At 65.4% G+C, this 16,147-nt stretch carries 16 protein-coding genes and 1 pseudogene; 8 read left to right on the top strand and 9 right to left on the bottom strand.

All coding sequences use genetic code 11. From position 1 onward, the window contains the following. From RT697_RS21250 to RT697_RS21230, 5 genes and pseudogenes are all read right to left on the bottom strand, one after another. A pseudogene (locus RT697_RS21250) lies at positions 1-943 on the bottom strand (3-oxoacyl-ACP synthase); the annotation flags it as partial. Between the two features lie 35 nt (positions 944-978). Further along, positions 979-1,905, bottom strand: a complete 927-nt coding sequence (locus RT697_RS21245; protein ID WP_313701565.1) for a fatty acid desaturase — start codon at positions 1,903-1,905, stop codon at positions 979-981. Next, positions 1,905-2,690 carry a sterol desaturase family protein gene (locus RT697_RS21240; RefSeq protein ID WP_313701564.1) on the bottom strand — a complete coding sequence of 262 codons (786 nt, stop codon included), beginning with the start codon at positions 2,688-2,690 and terminating at the stop codon, positions 1,905-1,907. Before RT697_RS21240 ends, RT697_RS21245 begins: the two co-directional genes overlap by 1 nt. Before the next feature lie 101 nt (positions 2,691-2,791). Continuing rightward, a complete protein-coding gene (gene dapA / locus RT697_RS21235) occupies positions 2,792-3,706 on the bottom strand; it encodes a 4-hydroxy-tetrahydrodipicolinate synthase (RefSeq protein ID WP_313701563.1) in 915 nt (304 codons plus the stop codon). Positions 3,707-4,047: 341 nt separating this feature from the next. Next, the gene (locus tag RT697_RS21230; RefSeq protein ID WP_313701562.1) at positions 4,048-4,533 is read right to left on the bottom strand and encodes a GAF domain-containing protein; all 486 of its coding nucleotides are present in this window, start codon (positions 4,531-4,533) and stop codon (positions 4,048-4,050) included. A gap of 143 nt (positions 4,534-4,676) precedes the next feature. Here RT697_RS21230 and RT697_RS21225 point away from each other — a divergent pair, with 143 nt between their 5' ends. The 5 genes from RT697_RS21225 to RT697_RS21205 all read left to right on the top strand — a co-directional run bounded on the left by RT697_RS21225 (position 4,677) and on the right by RT697_RS21205 (position 9,574). Then, complete coding sequence (locus RT697_RS21225; protein ID WP_313701561.1) at positions 4,677-5,873, top strand: PLP-dependent aminotransferase family protein; 1,197 nt, start codon at positions 4,677-4,679, stop codon at positions 5,871-5,873. A 120-nt stretch (positions 5,874-5,993) separates the two neighbouring features. Further along, positions 5,994-6,920: a 4-hydroxybenzoate octaprenyltransferase gene (gene ubiA / locus RT697_RS21220; RefSeq protein WP_313701560.1), complete on the top strand. Its 927-nt coding sequence runs from the start codon at positions 5,994-5,996 to the stop codon at positions 6,918-6,920. A 186-nt stretch (positions 6,921-7,106) separates the two neighbouring features. Beyond that, positions 7,107-7,511: a DUF1090 domain-containing protein gene (locus RT697_RS21215; protein ID WP_313701559.1), complete on the top strand. Its 405-nt coding sequence runs from the start codon at positions 7,107-7,109 to the stop codon at positions 7,509-7,511. Positions 7,512-7,856: 345 nt separating this feature from the next. Further along, positions 7,857-8,252 carry a DUF4148 domain-containing protein gene (locus RT697_RS21210; protein WP_175124752.1) on the top strand — a complete coding sequence of 132 codons (396 nt, stop codon included), beginning with the start codon at positions 7,857-7,859 and terminating at the stop codon, positions 8,250-8,252. A 203-nt stretch (positions 8,253-8,455) separates the two neighbouring features. Next, on the top strand, positions 8,456-9,574 hold the full coding sequence (locus tag RT697_RS21205) for a saccharopine dehydrogenase C-terminal domain-containing protein (protein ID WP_313701557.1): 1,119 nt from the start codon (positions 8,456-8,458) through the stop codon (positions 9,572-9,574). Positions 9,575-9,615: 41 nt separating this feature from the next. Here the strand turns inward: RT697_RS21205 and glcC are convergent, their stop codons facing one another. Further along, positions 9,616-10,380 (bottom strand): transcriptional regulator GlcC, encoded by a 765-nt coding sequence (gene glcC, locus RT697_RS21200; protein ID WP_313701556.1) that lies wholly within the window; start codon positions 10,378-10,380, stop codon positions 9,616-9,618. 238 nt (positions 10,381-10,618) lie between these two features. Here glcC and RT697_RS21195 point away from each other — a divergent pair, with 238 nt between their 5' ends. The 3 genes from RT697_RS21195 (at position 10,619) to RT697_RS21185 (ending at position 14,660) form a co-directional block, all read left to right on the top strand. Further along, positions 10,619-12,793: a malate synthase G gene (locus tag RT697_RS21195; RefSeq protein WP_313701555.1), complete on the top strand. Its 2,175-nt coding sequence runs from the start codon at positions 10,619-10,621 to the stop codon at positions 12,791-12,793. A 181-nt stretch (positions 12,794-12,974) separates the two neighbouring features. Beyond that, a complete protein-coding gene (locus RT697_RS21190; protein WP_313701554.1) occupies positions 12,975-13,592 on the top strand; it encodes a TetR/AcrR family transcriptional regulator in 618 nt (205 codons plus the stop codon). 213 nt (positions 13,593-13,805) lie between these two features. Beyond that, positions 13,806-14,660: a cysteine hydrolase gene (locus RT697_RS21185; protein WP_313701553.1), complete on the top strand. Its 855-nt coding sequence runs from the start codon at positions 13,806-13,808 to the stop codon at positions 14,658-14,660. A 127-nt stretch (positions 14,661-14,787) separates the two neighbouring features. Here the strand turns inward: RT697_RS21185 and RT697_RS21180 are convergent, their stop codons facing one another. The 3 genes from RT697_RS21180 to RT697_RS21170 form a co-directional block, all read right to left on the bottom strand. Beyond that, positions 14,788-15,384 (bottom strand): TetR/AcrR family transcriptional regulator, encoded by a 597-nt coding sequence (locus RT697_RS21180; protein ID WP_313701552.1) that lies wholly within the window; start codon positions 15,382-15,384, stop codon positions 14,788-14,790. A gap of 154 nt (positions 15,385-15,538) precedes the next feature. Beyond that, complete coding sequence (locus tag RT697_RS21175; protein WP_313371166.1) at positions 15,539-15,844, bottom strand: DUF4148 domain-containing protein; 306 nt, start codon at positions 15,842-15,844, stop codon at positions 15,539-15,541. Between the two features lie 91 nt (positions 15,845-15,935). Continuing rightward, a partial coding sequence (locus RT697_RS21170) for a DUF4148 domain-containing protein (RefSeq protein WP_313701550.1) occupies positions 15,936-16,147 on the bottom strand: 212 nt, incomplete at its 5' end.

The following is a 16,147-nucleotide window of genomic DNA, read 5'->3' as shown; positions in this document are numbered from 1 at the left end:
GGCCGGCCTTTTCCATCAGGTCTTCCACGACCGGGATGAATTTTTCCGACGAGTAATGGCAGAGGAAGTGATCGACCTGGTCCGGGTCCACCCAGCCGTCGCGCACCAGCTTGGCGTACTCGTGGATGCCGATGTCGAACAGATGCGGCAACAGGCGGATGTCCTGGCGCAGCGACAGCGCGCCATCGGCCTCGGCCTCGTTCCAGGACGGGTAGTCCAGATGCCCCTTGCTCCGGTCGGCCGACAGTCCCAGCTGCATGCAGACCGGATAGTCGCCCGAGAACGAGCGCTGATGCACCCACTTCAAGCGCAAGCGCACGCCCTGCGACGCGCCGGGCAGCGGCCGGTCGCCGTTGCCCAGCAACACCGCGCCGGCGCCGTCCGACAGCATCCAGCGCAGGAAGTGCGCGTCGAAGTCGGCGTCGTAACCGCGCGCGGCAAATCGGGAACGTTTGAACAGGCGCGACGGCAGCTCGCTGGCCACGGCCAACGCGCTGGCATGCGCGCCCAGCTCCACGCCTTGCGCGGCCGCCTGGATCGCCGACACGCCCGCGGCGCAGATGCCGTGCACCGACAACGTCTCCATCGGCGGCGCGGCCAGCTCGCCCTGGATCATGTTGGAGAAGCCCGGCATCAGCGCATCGCCGCCGGACGAACCGCTCGCCAGCAACGACACGGCCGACAGGTCGGTGTCGTGGCGCCGCAGGCAATCGCGAATCGCGTTGGCCGCGAGCTGCGCATTCGAGAACACGGTCGCGCCGTCGCGATCGATCGCGTAGTAGCGTTGCTTGATGCCGTTCTCGGCCAGGATGCGGCTCTTGATCCGGCTGGACATGCGGTTCAGCGGCGCGATGTAGTCGTCCATGGCTTCGTTGGACACGGGCTCGCCCGGCATGAAATAGCCGGCGCTCTCCAGGTAGACACGATGAAACGCAATGGGCATGACGGATCTCTGGTTGGGAAATGGGGTGTGCGGCGCTAGCGCACGTGCTCGGGCGCCATGCAGGAACGGCTGCGGAACCGCGGCACGAAAGCGCCCAGCACGAAGGTGCGGAACATGTAGGGCACGAGGCCGCGCTCGTTCAATTCGGCGCGAACGCGGCCGCGGTAGTGGTCACGATGCAGGCCGGTCAGTTCGGACCAGTGCGCGCGCGGATGCTCGTGGTGCGCGGTGTGCAGGCCGATGTTGAACAGCAGCGGATTGACCAGCCCCTCGAAGTTGCGCGCATAGTTCAGGCCGGCCACATGCCGCGGCCCGCCGTCCGCATGCGCGTGCTGCAGGTAATTGGTGGCCAGCAACCAGTGCAGGCCGTGAAGCTGCGGCACGATCACGAACACCAGCGCCTTGACCGGGTTCACCGCGATCAGCCCGGCCCACAGCCCCAGCCACGCGCCGTATTGCGCCATGCAATAGCGCCAGGCGCCCGGCCAATGCCGGCGCAGCCGGCCCAGCCAGGCGAAGAACAGCGGATACAGCACCCAGGCCGCCTGCACGGGATGGATGACGTAGCCCCACAGGTGATTGGTGTCGCCGCCAAACCGGTACGTGCGCGCCACGTCGCGCTCGCCATGCTTGTAGCGGTGATGATTGGCCACGTGCGCCGGATAGAACACGAACGTCGGATGGCCCTGCAGCAGCGTGATCCAAAAGTCGGTGATGCGGTTGGCCCGGCGGCCGCGCCACATCCGGATGTGGGTGTGGTTGTGATGGATGACGCCGATGCCCAGGGTCAGGAACAGCATCAGCGCATAGGCCGGCCACCAGAACCCGTTGAACCACTGCCAGGCCGCCAGCAGCGGCAGCGCGGCCAGATAGGCCAGGCTCTGCCAATCACGCCGGTTGCGCAGCGCGGGCAGCGCGCGCCGCGGGCCATTCTGGCCATTCGGGCCGATACTTGCCGCCACTATGCGGAGCCTCGCAGGCCAGCGCCAGACTCGCGCTGCCGGTACGCTTCCAGCTGTCGCTCGGCGGCCTCCGCCCCCAGCCGCGTGCGGAACAGGCGATCCATGAAGGTGAACTGGAAGCCGTAGTTGCCGTTGTAGCAGGCGTGGTGCAGATGGTGCCGGCGGCTGGCGGCGAACCAGTGCGCGTACGAGACCTTGGGAAAGAAATCGTAGTTGGCGTGGCCGATGCAATTGAAGAACAGGCTGAAGAGCGGCACCGACAACAGCGACCAGAAGCTGAAATCGTGCACCACCATCGGCAGCAGGATCACGTTGCCCAGCATCAGCGCCTCGATGGGATGAAAGCTGTACGTCGAGAACGGCGTCGTCACGACCGAACGGTGATGCGGCAGGTGAAAGCGGCGCAAGAGCCGCGTGTGCAGCAGCCGGTGGTTGATCCAGAAATGCACGTCGTTCCAGGCCACCAGCGCCAAAATTTCCAGCACGATCTGCTGCCAGCTCGCGTCCGGATCCAGGCGCGCCCAACCCAGTTGCAGCAGGCCCCACGGAAAGATCATGCCGGTGCCGAACAACAGGATCGACAGGCCGGACTGCGCCAGCTCGCGGCGCAACTGGCCCGGCGCGAGTGGTCGCGGATCGAGCGGCCGGCCCAGGCCGAGGGCCGGCAGGATATACCGGGTCAGCAACCACGTGGCCGCGCCAAAGACCAGATAGATGCCGCCGAAGAAGAGCAGCCCCGCCAGCATGACCTGCCAGGCGGACAAGGCTTCAAAAGCTTGGCCCATGAAGGTTTTATGTCACCCCGAAGAATGGCCGCATCATAAGCAATCCGTCAGCTTCCCGGTAGGTGATTTATTACCAATTGAATCCGGACGCCACAAAGCGCTCATGCGGCGCGCAAGGTGGCGCCTTGCTGCGGAAACTGGCGATCCAGCGCGTCCACGGCGGCGCCCAAACGCGCCGCGAGCGCCGCGCTGGCCGGCAGCATCGGCAGGCGCAGTTCGTTGGGCAGCAGCCCCTGCCGCGCAAGCTCCGCCTTCAAAGGACCAGGATTGGGCTCGCCGAACACCAGCTGGATCACCGGCGCCAGCGCGTGGAACAGGGCCCTGGCTTCATCCAGCCGCTGCGCCCGCACCGCGCGGTGCATCGCCACGAAGAGATCGGGGCGCAGGTGCGCGGCGGCGGCGATCATGCCGGTGGCGCCCAGGCACATCGCGGACAGCGATTGCAGGTCCTCGCCCGCCAGCACATGCATCTGACCATCGTTGATCAGCGCCACCGTCTTTTCCAGCGAGCCGCCGCAGTCCTTGATGGCGGCGATGTTGGGATGCGCGGCCAGCGCCAGCAGCGTCGTCGTCTCCAGCGTGGTGCCGGTCCGGTACGGAATGTCGTAGAGCACCAGCGGAAAGCGCGAGGCATCGGCCAGGCAGCGGAAGTACGCCGCCGCCCCTTCCTGGCCCGCCCGCACGTAGTAGGGCGCGGGCGCCAGGATGCCGGCCAGCGGCCGCGTGCCGAATGCCGTCAGCCGATGCAGCACGTGGCCTTGATGATTGCCCGCCAGCCCCATGACGATGGGCAGGTCGCCCGCCTCGGTCAGCACCGCATCCAGCACGGCGAGCTGTTCGGCATCGTCCAGCGCCGCGGCCTCGCCCGTGCTGCCGCAGACGACCAGCCCGTCAATGCCCGCAGCCACGTAGTGGCGCACGAGGCGGCGCAGCGAGCCGCCATCGACGTGACCGCCGGAAAACGGCGTGACCAGCGGCACCCAGACGCCCTGGAACAGAGATTGTTGAGATTGCATGAGAACACTCCTTCGTATGGACCGTTGGGGGACCGTACAGAAGTGCTCGGGATGTCAGGGGGTGCGCGCGGAGGCGCCAAAGCGCCGCCAGGAGGCCGCTGTTCCGTCGCCCATCTGACGGAACAGCATGCTCCGGTCAGATGAGCGGCTGTTTTTTGGATTTCAGGCCGGCGGCAGCCAGCACCACGCCAAGGGCGCGGAGTCGGCTAGCAGTCTGGTGGGCCTGATGAATCATGGATGAGCGGGACGCAATAAGCGGCAGTTGCAGAAATCTACCGGGCGGGCGCGGCGGTGTCAACGCGGCGGCGCGCCGTACCGCCGGCCGCGCCGCGAACCGGCAATCAGCCGAGCGTGGCCAGGAACACCGCGCAGAGCGCTTCCATGCCCTTGCGGTCGTCTTCGTCGAACCGGTCCGGCACAGGGCTGTCGACATCCCACACGCCGATCAGTTCGCCCTTGTGCACCAGCGGCACCACGACTTCGGATCGCGAGGCCGCGTCGCAGGCGATGTGGCCGGGAAAGGCATGCACGTCCGGCACGAGCTGCGTCTGGCGCTGGCTGGCGGCCGCGCCGCACACGCCGCGATTGAGCGGAATGCGCACGCACGCGGGCTTGCCCTGGAACGGTCCCAGGACCAGTTCCGTGCCGTCAAAGAAATAAAAGCCCACCCAGTTCAGGTCGGGCAAGGCCTGGAACGCCAGCGCGCTCAGGTTGGCGGCGTTGGCGATGCGATCGGGCTCGCCTTCCAGCAGCGCGCGCGCCTGGACGGCCAGTTCGGCATACAGGGCGGCTTTGGTATCGGCGGCGATGGGAGCGGCTTCGAACATGGGATGTAACTGTACTGGCGGTTATCGATGCAGGTGATTTTAGGGGTTCCACCCGTTAAAGGGGCCGGACTGTTACCGTGTGGGACAATACTTCGTTGTCAAACGTATCAACCGACCCACCCTTCTTGATCAAGAAGCACTCCATGGACAAGCCCCTCGAACCTGCGTTTTCCTTTTCGGAACGCGCCCTGCAACTCACCAGCTCCGCCATCCGCGAGATTCTCAAGGTAACCGAGCGCCCCGAAGTCATTTCGTTCGCAGGCGGCCTGCCCGCGCCCGGCGGCTTCCCGGTAGAAGTGGTGCGTGCGGCGTTCGACAAGGTACTGTCCACCAACGGCCGCGCGGCCCTGCAGTACGGTCCCACCGAAGGTTACGCGCCCCTGCGCCAGTGGGTCGCCGATGACCTGAACGCGTCTGGCGCCGACATCGCCCCCGACCAGGTCCTGATCGTTTCCGGCTCGCAGCAGGCGCTGGACCTGCTGGGCAAGGTGCTGATCGACAAGGACAGCAAGGTGCTGGTCGAAGACCCCAGCTACCTGGGCGCGCTGCAATCGTTCAGCCTGTACCAGCCGAACTTCGTGCCGGTGCCCACCGACGAAGGCGGCCTGATCCCCGAAGCCATCACGCCCGAACTGGCCGAAGGCGCCCGCTTCCTGTACGCCCTGCCCAACTTCCAGAATCCCACCGGCCGCACCCTGAACCTGGAACGCCGCATCGCGCTGGTCAAGCGCGCCGCCGAACTGGGCCTGGTCATCGTCGAGGACGATCCCTACGGCGAACTGCGCTACGCAGGCGAGCCGCAGCCCGGCCTGATCGCGCTGGCCAAGGAATACGGCGCGAACGTCGTGCGCCTGGGCACGTTCTCCAAGGTGCTGGCCCCCGGCCTGCGCCTGGGCTACATCGCCGGCGGCCGCGCGCTCATCAACAAACTGGTGCAGGCCAAGCAGGCAACCGACCTGCACACGCCCACGCTGACGCAGATGGCCGTGTACGAGATCGTCAAGGACGGCTTCCTGGCCGAACACCTGCCCAACGTGCGCGAGATCTACCGCGCCCAGGGCAGCTGCATGCTGGACGCCATCCAGAAGGAATTCCCGTCCACCGTCACCTGGACCAAGCCGGAAGGCGGCATGTTCATCTGGCTGACGCTGCCCGAGCACATCGACAGCACCAAGCTGCTGGAAAAGGCGATCGCGCAGAACGTGGCCTTCGTGCCCGGCGCGCCGTTCTACAGCGGCGAAGGCAAGCGCAACACGCTGCGCCTCAGTTTCGCCACCGTGCCGGAAGACAAGATCCGCACCGGCATCGCCATCCTGGGCAAGCTGCTGAAGGCGGAATGACAACGTCCGCTGCCGTGCCTTGAAGGGGCGGCGCGGACACCTTGATGACCGATCGGCCGGGCGTAATGCCCGGCCGTTGTTTTATGCTGTCGGCTTTCCCGACCACTTTTGACCGTGACAGTGAGCGCTTCGCAACAATCCCCCGCCGATCTCAGTGACATCGTCTTCACCGACTGGGTCGAACGCTGGCTCCCGAAGTCGTGGCGGCCCTACGCCCGGCTGTGCCGCCTGGACCGCCCCATCGGCACGTGGCTGACCCTGCTGCCGGCCATCGCCGCGCTGGTGCAGGCCGCGGGCGGCCTGCCTGACCTGAAGCGCCTGATCGTCTTTTCGCTGGGCGCCCTGCTGATGCGCGGCATCGGCTGCACGGTCAATGACATGTGCGACCGCGACTTCGACAAGCACGTCGAACGCACGCGCTTCCGTCCGCTGACCAGCGGCCAGCTATCGATGAAGAACGCCGTGTGGTTCCTGCTGGGCCAACTGCTGGTCTGCGGATCCCTGCTGTTTTTCCTGAACGACATGAGCCGCTGGCTGGCCGTGGCCGTGCTGCCCTTCGTCTTCATCTATCCGCTGTGCAAGCGCGTCACCTACTGGCCGCAGGTCGTGCTGGGCATCTGCTTCAACTGGGGCATGTTGATGGCCTGGTCGGACACGCAGAACCACGTGCCGCTCGCCGCCATCGCCATGTGGCTGGGCGCGGTGCTGTGGCAGGTGGGATACGACAGCATTTACGCCTACGTCGACGTGCGCGATGACCGCAGCGTGGGCCTGCACTCGACCGCCATGCGTTTCGGCGACCAGGGCAAGCTCTGGATCGGCGGGTTCTACGTCGGCACCGTGCTGCTGTGGGCCTGGGGCGGATATGCAATCGGCCTGTCGTGGGCCTATCAGGTCGGCATGGTGGCCGTGGCCGTGCATCTTGCCTGGCAATTGAAGGTCTTCGACATCCAGCATCCCCATCGCAACTTCATGCTGTTCCGCGCCAACCTGTGGCTGGGCGCATTGCTGGTTGTCGCGGCATTGGCGGGCACGTTGATCCGCTGATGCGACGTGGCTGAAACGGCGCGGAAACGCGGCATGGCGATGCCTGCGCGTTCCGTGCATTCGGGCCGTACTTTCAGGCCGTACTTTCGAGACGTATTTTCGAGCCGCACTTTCCAGCCCTGCATTTGCGGGATTGACGGCCTCGGGCGATGATGGACCTTCCGCCCCACGTCACGGAGTCACCGCATGCCTGCACTGATCAAATCCCTGACCACCGCCGCCGCCGTGTGCGCCGTCTTCGCCACGCTGCCGGCCCAGGCCGCCACCGATTGCGCCCCGCTGCGCGGTTGCGAGGCCAAGTTCTGCCACATCCAAAACGACATCGCCGCCGCGCAGGCGCAGAACAACTCGCGCCGCGAGGCGGGCCTGCGCAAGGCGCTGGCCGAGGCCAAGGCAAGCTGCACCGACAGCCGCCTGCAATCGCAGCGCGAGGCCGACGTGCGCGAAAAGCAATCCAAGGTGACCGAACGCCAGCAGGAGTTGAAAGAGGCGAAAGCCAAGGGCAAGCAGGACAAGATCGACAAGGCCCAGCGCAAGCTTGAAGAAGCGCAGGCCGAGTACAACGACGCACTGGCCGATCTGAACCGCTGACGCAGCGACGCCTGCTGGGCAGCTCTCCCCCCGATCGCGGCCGCCCTCCGACTACTCCGCCCCTACTCCTTTCTGCCGCGCCGGCCCCGCCCTGGGGCCGGCCGCGCGCCACATCTTGCCCCCCGGAATTTGACGCGTCACGCAATGGAAATATCGCCACCCATGGTGCCAACATGGACAATCCAAATCGATTAGCCACGATTTTGGAAAGATGTTTTCAGGTAATAAGGGTTTATCCCAGGGTTGTTTAGGCACAGAATGCCTCTCATCGGGACACAGCAAGCGAGCCCCAGGCAGTCAGGCCTGAGGCTCGAATCCCAAGCTCACAAGACTCGGAGGTCTGCCATGAAAACCCTTGCTACCGCACTGATGCTGTCCATGTCCGTTCTGGCTGCTGGCGCTCAAGCCGCCGAAGCCGACCAAGCCCCCACCCGCGCTCAGGTTCAAGCTGAACTGCAGCAAGCCAAGGTCTCGGGCCAATACACGTTCGGCGAAGAAGGCTACCCCGCCCCCATCGCTCAACACTCCAGCCTGACCTCGCAGCAAGTTCAAGCCGATCTGGCCCAGGCCAAGAACGCCGGCCAAGTGACCTTCGGCAACATGGACTACCCGCCCGTCGCCGCCTCGGCTTCCGCCACGTCGCTGAGCCGTGCTCAAGTCGAATCGCAACTGGCACAAGCCAAGACCGAAGGCCTCGTGACCTTCGGCAACCTGGACTATCCCCCCCACCTGGGCAGCTGATCCACGGGCCACGCCGGCCGTGAATCGCTACCAGGCAGCCCTCTGGCCACAAGCCAGGGGGCTTTTTCTTTGACGCTTCGACCGCTTCAACAGTCATAACGACGCGACTAGCAGCCGATTCGACGCTTTCGCCGCTACAAATCGACAGCACTCCCGCATAGGATGGGGCCACTTCCCTTCCCTCTCATTGCAGGAGCCGCACCATGTCCACGCACACCAAGCCCATCGTTCTGCTGGGCGCCGGAAAAATCGGTTTTGCGATCGCGCTGATGCTGGAACGCAGCGGCGATTATTCGGTCCTCGTTGCGGACCAGGACGCCAGCCGGCTGGCCGTTCTTGCCGAACTGGGCTGCGAAACGCGCCAGGTGAGCGACGATGCCGGCGTGGCCCGCTGCATCGACGGCGCCTATGCGGTGATCAATGCGCTGCCGTTTCATCGCGCGATCGCGGTGGCCGGCTTGTGCGCCAAGGCCGGCGTGCATTATTTCGATCTGACCGAGGACGTGGCCAGCACGCATGCGATTCAGGCGTTGGCCCATGACACCGGCGGCGTGCTCATGCCGCAATGCGGCCTGGCGCCCGGTTTCATCGGCATCGTCGGCAACGCGCTGGCGCGCCGCTTCGACACCTTGCTCGATTTGCGGATGCGCGTCGGCGCGCTGCCGCGCTATCCCTCCAACAGCCTGCGCTACAACCTGACGTGGAGCACCGAAGGGCTGATCAACGAATACTGCAACCCGTGCGAGGCGATCGTCGACGGCCAGCTCACCAGCGTGCCCGCGCTTGAAGGCTACGAAACCTTCGCGCTGGACGGCGTGGAGTACGAAGCCTTCAACACCTCCGGCGGCCTGGGCACCTTGCCCGCCACGCTGCTGGGCCGCGCGCGCAACGTCGACTACAAGTCGGTGCGCTATCCCGGCCATTGCAGCATCATGAAATTGCTGCTCAACGACCTGCGCCTGCGCGACCGCCGCGACCTGCTCAAGGACATCTTCGAGTCGGCCATCCCTACCACCGAACAGGACGTGATCGTCATCCAGGCATCGGCCTCCGGCTACCGCCACGGCCGTCTGGAAGAAGAGTCGTATCCGATTCGTGTCTTCGGCGCGGAAGTCGACGGCCATCGCCTGAGCGCAATCCAGTTGTCCACGGCCGCAGGCATTTGCGCGGCCCTCGATCTGGTGGCGCACGGCGTTCTGCCGCAGCAGGGCTTCGTGGGGCAAGAGGCGATTGGCCTTGAGGCATTGCTCAACAATCGTTTCGGCCGCATTTACGCGGGCAAACCGCTGGCGCTGGCCGGGTGCGCCGTGGCCGATCGCTGAGTCCGTCATCACCCCGGCATCGTCGCCGGCAGCGGGCGGCGCTACGTCCAGCCTTCCAGACGCAGCGTCGCGCGCACCAGACGCTGCTCTTCCTGCTCGATATCCGACAGGCTCTGGCGCACGCTGTCGACATGATCGGCCGCGGCCTTGCGCGCCTGCTCGGGCTGGCGCCCGATCACGGCGTTGAACAGCCGCGTGTGCTGACGGTCGATCTGGCGCTTCTCGGGCTCGCGGTGGTAAAGGTTGTTCACGCACGCGAACACCGATCCCAGCAGCAGATCCGTCAGCGATTGCAGCGTATGCACCAGCACAGGGTTGTGGGAGGCCTCGCAGATCGCCAGATGAAAGGCGTGGTCCAGATGCGCGTGCGTGGCGGTATCGGTGGCGGCGCCCTGCGCGGACACCATCTCGTCATACCGGCGCCGGATCATGATGAAATCTGCCTCGGTCCCACGTATGGCCGCCAGCCGTGCCGATTCAGCCTCCAGCAGCGACCGCACTTCAAGCAAGTCATACAGGGTGCGCGGCTGCGAATTGAACAGGTGCATCAGCGGCCCCGCGTCCACCTTCGATATATGCGCGACGAACGAGCCCTTGCCCTGCGCCGTGTGAATGATCTCGCGCGCGCGCAGCAGTTTCAGGCCCTCGCGCAGCGCCGTGCGCGATACGCCAAGCTTTTCGGTCAGGCGCCGTTCGGACGGCAGCGCCTGGCCCGCCTTCAGGACGCCATCCAGAATCAGACGCTCGATCCGTTCGGCAACTTCATCGGCCACCTGACGGGGCTTCTCTTCAATTTCCGCGTGCATTCATTCTCCGCAACCAGTGGTATGACCATGCGCGGTCGGCGCTCGCGCGTCTCGGTCATGCCTCGGTAAGTGGCTGATATCAAACCACAAAAATCATCGCTCCGCCTGAGGTGCGTCGCACAAACTGGTATGACCAGCGGGTTTGCGTATGGACATCGGCGCGGTCGCGGACGATGATGTCAGCACCCCTCACCCGGCGCGGCGCGCCGGTCAGCCTTACTCAACGCCAGAGACCCGCATGACTCAACGCATCCAGCACCACGGCCTGCAAGTGGCGGCCAATCTCAGTCAATTCATCGAACAGGAAGCGCTGCCCGGCTCCGGCCTGGATGCCGACGGCTTCTGGCAAGGCTTCGCGGCTCTGGTGCATGATCTGGCGCCGAAGAACCGGGCCTTGCTCGCTGAACGCGATCGCCTGCAAGCCGAACTGGACGCCTGGCATCGCGCGCATCCCGGCCCCATCGCGGACCCCGCCGCCTACCGCAAATTCCTGGAAGGAATCGGCTATCTGCTGCCGCAGCCCGCCACCGTGCGCGCCACCACCGACAACGTGGACACCGAGATCTCGCAGCAGGCCGGTCCGCAGCTCGTCGTGCCGATGTCCAATCCCCGCTACGCGCTGAACGCCGCCAACGCGCGCTGGGGCAGCCTGTACGACGCCCTGTACGGCACCGACGCCATTCCGGCCGCGCCCGGCGACACGGGCAAGGGCTACAACCCCGAACGCGGCGCCGCCGTCATCGCCCGCGCGCGCAGCTTTCTGGACACCGCGGCGCCGCTTGCACAAGGCTCGCACGCGGATGCCAAGGGCTACACGGTCGAAGGGGGCCAGCTTCGCGTGGCGCTTGCCACGGGCGCAACCGGCTTGAAGTCGGGCGCGCAATTCGTCGGCTACCAAGGCGACGCGTCCGCCCCCACGGCAGTCCTGCTCAAGAACAACGGGCTGCATTTCGAGATCCAGATCGACCGCGCCAGCACCATCGGCGCCACCGATGCGGCGGGCGTGAAGGACGTGGTGGTCGAAGCCGCGCTCACCACCATCATGGACTGCGAAGACTCGGTTGCGGCCGTCGACGCAGACGACAAGGTCCAGATCTATCGCAACTGGCTTGGCCTGATGAAGGGCGACCTGACCGAAGACGTCACCAAGGGCGGCAAGACCTTCACCCGCAAGCTCAACGCCGACCGCAGCTACACGCGTCCGGACGGCTCGGCGCTGACGCTGCATGGCCGCTCGCTCATGTTCGTGCGCAACGTCGGCCACCTGATGACCAACCCGGCGGTGCTGGACCGCGATGGCCAGGAAATCCCCGAAGGCATTCTGGATGCCGTCGTGACCAGCCTGGCCGCGGTGCAGGACCGCAAACTCAAGCTCAATTCGCGCACGGGCTCCGTCTATATCGTGAAGCCCAAGATGCACGGCCCCGCCGAGGCCGCATTCGCCAGCGAACTCTTCGACCGCGTCGAAGACCTGATCCGCGTGCCGCGCAACACGCTGAAGATGGGCATCATGGACGAAGAGCGCCGCACCAGCGTCAACTTGAAGGCCTGCATCGAAGCCGCCGCCTCGCGCGTCGCCTTCATCAACACGGGCTTTCTGGACCGCACGGGCGACGAAATGCACTCCGGCATGGAAGCCGGCCCCATGCTGCGCAAGGGCGACATGAAGTCCAGCGCGTGGATCACCGCGTACGAACGCAACAACGTGCTGGTCGGGCTGGATGCCGGCCTGCGCGGCCGCGCCCAGATCGGCAAGGGCATGTGGGCCATGCCCGACCTGATGGCCGCCATGCTTGAACAAAAGATCGCGCATCCCAAAGCCGGCGCCAATACCGCCTGGGTGCCCTCGCCCACGGCCGCCACGCTGCATGCGCTGCATTACCACCAGGTCGACGTGCAGGCGGTCCAGCAGGAACTCGAACGCACGAAGCTGCACATCGTGCGCGACGAACTGCTCAAGGGCCTGCTCACGGTGCCGGTCGGCGATCCCACCAAGTGGTCCGCCGCCGACATCCAGCAGGAACTGGACAACAACGTGCAAGGCATTCTCGGCTACGTGGTGCGCTGGATCGATCAAGGTGTGGGCTGCTCGAAGGTGCCGGACATCCACAACGTGGGCCTGATGGAAGACCGCGCCACGCTGCGCATCTCCAGCCAGCACATCGCCAACTGGCTGCGACACGGCATCACGAACCGCGATCAGGTCACCGAGACCTTCAAGCGCATGGCCAAGGTCGTCGACGGGCAGAACGCGGGCGACCCGCTTTACCAGCCGATGGCCGGCAACTTCGACACGTCGCTGGCATTCAAGGCCGCGTGCGCCCTGGTGTTCGAAGGCCTGACGCAGCCCAACGGCTACACGGAGCCGCTACTGCACAAGTACCGCCTGGAGTACAAGGCCGCGCGCGCCTGATTCAGCACCACGATTGACCAAGCCGGACGGCAATGCCGTCCGGCTTTTTTTTGGGATTGGCGGTCGCATTGTGGGCTTGGTATCGATGCCGACGGCGGGCGATCACCGGGCTTTCTTGCTGCGCCATCCCTCCCCGTTTAAAAAGGGCTGATTTTTCGCACGATCGTGCTAAATTTCCGCCATGACAGCAAAAACCGAGAAAAGCGAGTTCACCTTCGCGGCCATCGTGAACACGGCCCTCGACATGGCCGCCGCGCAAGGCATGGAAAGCCTCTCGCTGGGCCAGGTCGCCAAGCGGCTCGGCATCAGCAAGAGCGGCGTCTTCTCGCGCGTCGGCTCGCTCGAAGCCCTGCAGCAGGCGGTGCTGGACGAGTACGACCGGCGCTTCGTCGAAGCGGTCTTCACGCCGGCCATGGCCTACCCGCGCGGCCTGCCGCGCCTGAACGCCCTGGTGTCGTTGTGGATCGACCGCGCCAGCAACGTCGAAACGCTAACCGGCTGCATCTACGTGGCCGGCGCGTTTGAATACGACGACGTCGATTCGCCGCTGCGCGCGGTGCTGGAACACAACCTGAAGCGCTGGCGCGCCGCGATGGTGCGCACGGTCAATCAGGCGCTTGAGGCCGGTCATCTGCGCCCCGACACGGACCCGCAGCAACTCGTGTTCGAGGTCTACAGCCTGATGATCGGTTTGATGCACGACGCCCGTTTCCTGCGCGACCCGAAGGCGCACGAACGCGTGAAGGCCGGCTACGAGCGCCTCATCTCCACGTATCGCAGCTTCAAGTACATCGAGTAGTCCCACCCCGAGGCCGGCAGTGCGCCGGCTTTGTTTTCCCTAAATTTCGCACGACCGTGCGAATCTTGACAGGAGCAGGTCATGTGGATTCTTATTCCGATAGGCGCGTTAGGCGTATCGTCCATCCTTTGGCGCCAGTGGCGCTCGCTGCTGCGCCAGTTGCCCGACCGCGCCGAGCACCTCGTGCTGTTCTGAGACCCCCGCCCACAAATCATGCCGCGCTCCATTCACCTGCTGATCGTCGACCCGCAAAACGATTTCTGCGACCTGCCCGAAGCGTACCGGCCCATCGACCCGCTGACCGGGCTGACGGTCGCGCCCGCGCTGCCTATCGCCGGCGCCCATGCAGACATGCAGCGGCTGGCGCGCTTTATCGACGCCACGGCCCATACGCTCTCGTCGATCACGGTCACGCTGGATTCACACCACCGGCTGGACATCGCGCATCCCACGTTCTGGCGCGCGGGCAACGGCGATCCGGTTGCGCCGTTCACGCCGATCACGGCAGCCCAATTGCGCGCCGGCGAATTCGTGCCGCGTCATGACGACGACCTGCCGCGCACGCTCAACTACCTGGATGAACTCGAGGCCCGCGGCCGCTACACGCTGATGGCCTGGCCGGTACATTGCGAGATCGGCACGTGGGGCCACAACGTGCATCCCGACGTGCGTGCCGCGTATGGGCGCTGGGAGGAAGATCGCCAGTTCATCGTGCGCAAGGTGCCCAAGGGCGCCAACCCCTGGACCGAGCACTACAGCGCGCTGATGGCCGAGGTGCCTGACGCCGACGATCCGCGCAGCCAGCTCAACCGCGGCTTGCTGGACTCGTTGGACCGCGCGGATCTGATTCTCATCGCGGGCGAGGCGGGCAGCCATTGCGTCAAGGCCACCGTCGAACACCTGGCCGAGCACCTGCCCGGCGGCAACCTGTCGCGCATCGTGCTGCTGACGGACTGCATGAGTCCCGTCGCAGGCTTTGCCAACGCGCAGTCGGGCTTTCTGCAACGCATGCGGGACCTAGGCGTGCAGGAGCGCACCAGCACCGACATGGCGCGCGCGTTGGCTTGAGGCGGCGGCCACGCGGCGCGGCCGGCTCATTGGCTCATTGGGCTCATTGGTCAGGCCCAAATACAACGGCGCCTGCGTCAGCAAGGCGGCCGTGAAACCGTGAAACAGCGTGGTCAGCGCGTGGCGTTCAGGCGCCGTGGCCCGGTTTGCCTTCGCATTCAACGTAAAGCGCGCTGATCGCTTCGCACAAAGCCGGCGGCTGCTGGAACAGGCGCGACACCAGCAGACAGCCCTGGATCGTCGCAAACACCGCGCGCCCCGCGGCTTCGGGCGTGCCGGAAAACTTCAACGTGCCCTGCGCCGCGCCTTCGGCCAGCACGCGGGCCAGCCACGCCTCGTGCGCGCGGAAGAATCCCTGCAGCGCACCGCGGACCCGTTCCGACAAACTCATCACGTCGGCGGCCAGCATGCCGCCCAGACAGAGCTCCCCGGAGCCGCACGCGGCGGATTCCATCATGGAAAGATATTTTTCAAGCTGCGCCTGCGCCGGCTGCGTGGTATCGATGCCGCGCACCGCGCCGAGTGCGCGCGTGCTGTAGGCCTCGACCGCTTCGTACAGCAGGTCGTCCTTGCCTGGAAAGTAGTAATGGATGCTGGACGTCTTGACGCCCACATGCTCAGCCAGGTCGCGGTAGCTGAAGCCGTTGCATCCGCGCATGCGGATCAGCTTCTCGGCGTGTGCCAGAAGCAGTTCGCGAGTGGTATTGGAAGTCGGGGTATCCATGGCGGCATATTACCTACTAATAGATCGGTTCGTCATTGGGAGGGTCCCTTATCGGCTGTCACCGAGCGGGCCATTCCATGTCACCGACCGTGCCAGCGGACTCCGGCCGGGACAAGAATCCCGTCCCCGGGGTCCGCTTTGATTGCCATCTGCTTCAGCCTTGCACGGGCGGGTAGTCGAGTTCGCCGCCATCGGTCAGGCCTTGGGCGCGGGCGGCAGCCAGTTCTTGCTTGACCTGGGCGCGCGTCTTGTCGCCAGCGTGGGCAAAGGCGGTAGCGGCGTAGCCTTCTTCACCGGACACCAATTCGCCATTGGCGCGGGCGGCGGCCAGTTCTTGCTGCACTTGAGCGCGGGTCACCGTGCTTTGGGTGTTCAGTTCGGGCGGATAGTCCAGTTCGCCAGCTTGGGCGGCGCCGATGAAGGAAGCGGAAAGGATCAGGGCGGATACGAGGGTCTTCATGAGAAATCTCCAGAATGGTTGAGTTACTGCAGTTGCTGCGTGGTTGTCAGTTGAAGCTATCTATCTATAGATAGATGTCTGGTCGAAAAAATCAGCCTTGAACGGGCGGGTAGTCCAGCTCGCCACCGTCGGTCAGACCTTGAGCGCGGGCGGCAGCCAGTTCTTGCTTGACCTGGGCGCGGGTCTTGTCGCTGGTGAAGGCGATCGGGGCGGCGGCGTAGCCTTCTTCACCAAACACCAGTTCACCGTTGGCGCGGGCGGCGGCCAGTTCTTGCTGCACTTGAGCGCGGGTCACCGTGCTTT

Origin of the sequence: Achromobacter sp. (genome assembly GCF_032113835.1) — a bacterium.
Taxonomy (GTDB): domain Bacteria; phylum Pseudomonadota; class Gammaproteobacteria; order Burkholderiales; family Burkholderiaceae_B; genus Achromobacter.
Note: the sequence above shows the minus strand (reverse complement) of the source record. Positions and strands in the feature narration are given on the sequence as shown.